Below are 2,620 nucleotides of genomic sequence, written 5' to 3' on the forward strand. Positions count from 1 at the left end.
GCCAGCCCGGCCGGGGCGGGGGCGCGGCCCCCCCCCCCCGCCCCCGCGGCACGCGCGGCGGCGGCGGCACGCCCGCACGGGGCGAGCGTGTACTTGGCGAGCGTCGCGCGCACATAGGCGATCGACGCGGCACCCATGGACAGGGAGGTCACACCGAGACCGGTCAGCACGCAGGCGAGCAGCGGGTCGGAAGCCGCCTCACCACACACACCACAGCTCTTTCCCTCGGCCTTCGCGGCCTCGGCCGACAGCGCCACCAGGTCGAGCAGCGCGGGCTGCCACGGGTCCTGAAGACGCGACACGGCACCGACCTGACGGTCGGCTGCGAAGGTGTACTGCGCGAGGTCATTGGTACCGATCGAGAGGAACTCGACCTCCTGCAGCACCGACCGCGCACGCAGCGCGGCGGACGGAATCTCCACCATCGCGCCGAACTTCGCCTGCAGCCCCGCCGCACGGCAGGCGTCGGCGAACGCCTTGGCGTCCGCGCGGTCCGCCACCATCGGCGCCATGACCTCGAGGTACACCGGCAGACCCTCGGCAGCCTTCGCGAGAGCCGTCAGCTGCGTCTGCATGACCTCGGGGTGCTCGAGCAGCGAACGCAGACCACGGACGCCGAGCGCCGGGTTGGGCTCGTCGGCCGGCGTCAGGAAGTCCAGCGGCTTGTCGGCGCCTGCGTCCAGCGCACGCACCACGACACGGCCCTCGGGAAAGGCCTCGAGCACCTTGCGGTACGCCTCGACCTGCTTCTCCTCGGAAGGCGCCTTCTTGCTGTCGTCCAGGAAGAGGAACTCGGTGCGGAACAGACCCACACCTTCCGCACCCGCCTCGACCGCGGCCGGCACATCGGCCGGACCGCCGATGTTGGCGAGCAGCGGCACCTTGTGCCCGTCGGACGTGGCACCTGGCCCCGACGAAGCGGCCAGCGCGGCCTTGCGCTCCTCGGCCGCCGCCTCCAGCTCCGCACGCTTCTCGGCCGTCGGGTCGACGAAGATCTCACCGGTGCTGCCGTCCACCGCGACGACGGTGCCCTCGGGCAGCTCGCCGGCGCCCGGAAGCGCCACGACGGCGGGGACGCCGAGCGCACGCGCGAGGATCGCGCTGTGGCTGGTCGGCCCACCCTCCTCGGTCACGAAGCCGAGCACCAGCGCCGGGTCCAGCAGCGCGGTGTCGGCCGGCGCCAGGTCCCGGGCGATCAGCACGTACGGCTTGTCGCTGTCCGGAACGCCGGGCATCGGCACACCGAGCAGCCGCGCCACGATGCGGTTCCGCACGTCGTCCAGGTCGGCCACGCGGCCGGCCATGTACTCGCCGGCCCCCGCGAGCAGCTCGCGGTAGTGCGAGAACGCGTCGTACACACCGCGCTCGGCGGTGGAACCGACGGCAATACGACGGTCCACGTCGGCCATCAGCTCAGGGTCCTGAGCGATCATGGCCTGCGCCTCGAGCACCGCCTGCGCCTCGCCGCCGGCCAGATTGCCCCGCGCGTTCAGATCGGCGGCCACAGCCTCGACCGCCTGCCGGGCGCGCCCCTGTTCGCGCTCGGCCTCCTCCGCGGGAATCTGCTTGGCCGGCGGCTCGAGTACCGCCGTGCCCATGTGCCGAACCTCGCCGATCGCCACACCGTGGCTCACGCCGACGCCTCGCAGCGTTGTCTCCATTTCACCGTCTCCGATAGTTGCGACGGTCCGAGCCGCCGCGGTGGATGTCGTACCTGCCGCCGTGGGCGGCGATGACGTCACTTCCAGCTGAAGAGAGCGTCGCCGGACTTGACGTCGCCGTCCTCGATGACGTCCGCCAGGGACTCGGCCGTGGCCTCGAGCGCCACGATCGGGCAGACCGGCGACTTGCCGGCAGCCTCGACGGCCGCGGGGTCCCAGCGCACGACGGCCTGGCCGCGCTGCACGGTGTCGCCCTTGTTGACGAGAAGTTCGAAGCCTTCGCCGTTGAGCTGAACAGTGTCGATGCCCAGGTGCGTCAGCACGCCATGGCCCTCACTGTCGACGACGACGAAAGCGTGGGGGTGAAGCGAGACAACAACGCCATCGACGGGCGAGACGGCATCGCCGGCCTCGCGCACGGGGTCGATAGCGGTACCGGGGCCGACCATCGCACCGGAGAAGACCGGATCGGGCACGGCCGCGAGCCCGATGGCCCGGCCGGCGAGGGGGGACGTCACAGACGTCATGAGGAGCCTCCCAGGGGTGGAGAGTCTGTACACGCCGTCACTACCTGTCCCGGACGGCGCACTGTTCAGAAGCGTAAGTCATAAGAAGTCCCGCTTCCGCACAACTAGTCCCGGTTCAACGGACCTAGGACCTTCCAGCGCCGATTTGCGTCCGCCCGAAGCGGGATGTACTGTCGTACTCCTGCCCGGGACGACGGAGCGCTACTGGCGCCCGACCCAGGCAACCTCAATCAAGCTAGATCCTAACTCTGAATCTAGTCCTGCGTGCTCGCAGGAGGATGGTCAGAGAGACGGAAAATGCCTGATAGAGTTTGAAACACCGAAGGGAAGCCCGGAGGAAAGCCCCAGAGAATATCTCTGCGGGTGAGTACAAAGGAAGCGTCCGTTCCTTGAGAACTCAACAGCGTGCCAAAAGTCAACGCCAGATTGACA

General features: G+C 69.5%; 2 protein-coding genes. Both read right to left on the bottom strand.

What is annotated here, in order from left to right; genetic code table 11:
• Window positions 1–1,661: phosphoenolpyruvate--protein phosphotransferase (gene ptsP, locus JAO81_RS41705; RefSeq protein ID WP_199553223.1), on the bottom strand; the 1,661-nt coding region annotated here is incomplete at its 3' end.
• Between the two features lie 77 nt (window positions 1,662–1,738).
• Window positions 1,739–2,188, bottom strand: a complete 450-nt coding sequence (locus JAO81_RS41710) for a PTS glucose transporter subunit IIA (protein ID WP_199553224.1) — start codon at window positions 2,186–2,188, stop codon at window positions 1,739–1,741.
• Window positions 2,189–2,620 lie beyond the last annotated feature (432 nt).

Origin of the sequence: Streptomyces sp. N35 (assembly GCF_016464295.1) — a bacterium.
Lineage (GTDB): Bacteria > Actinomycetota > Actinomycetes > Streptomycetales > Streptomycetaceae > Streptomyces.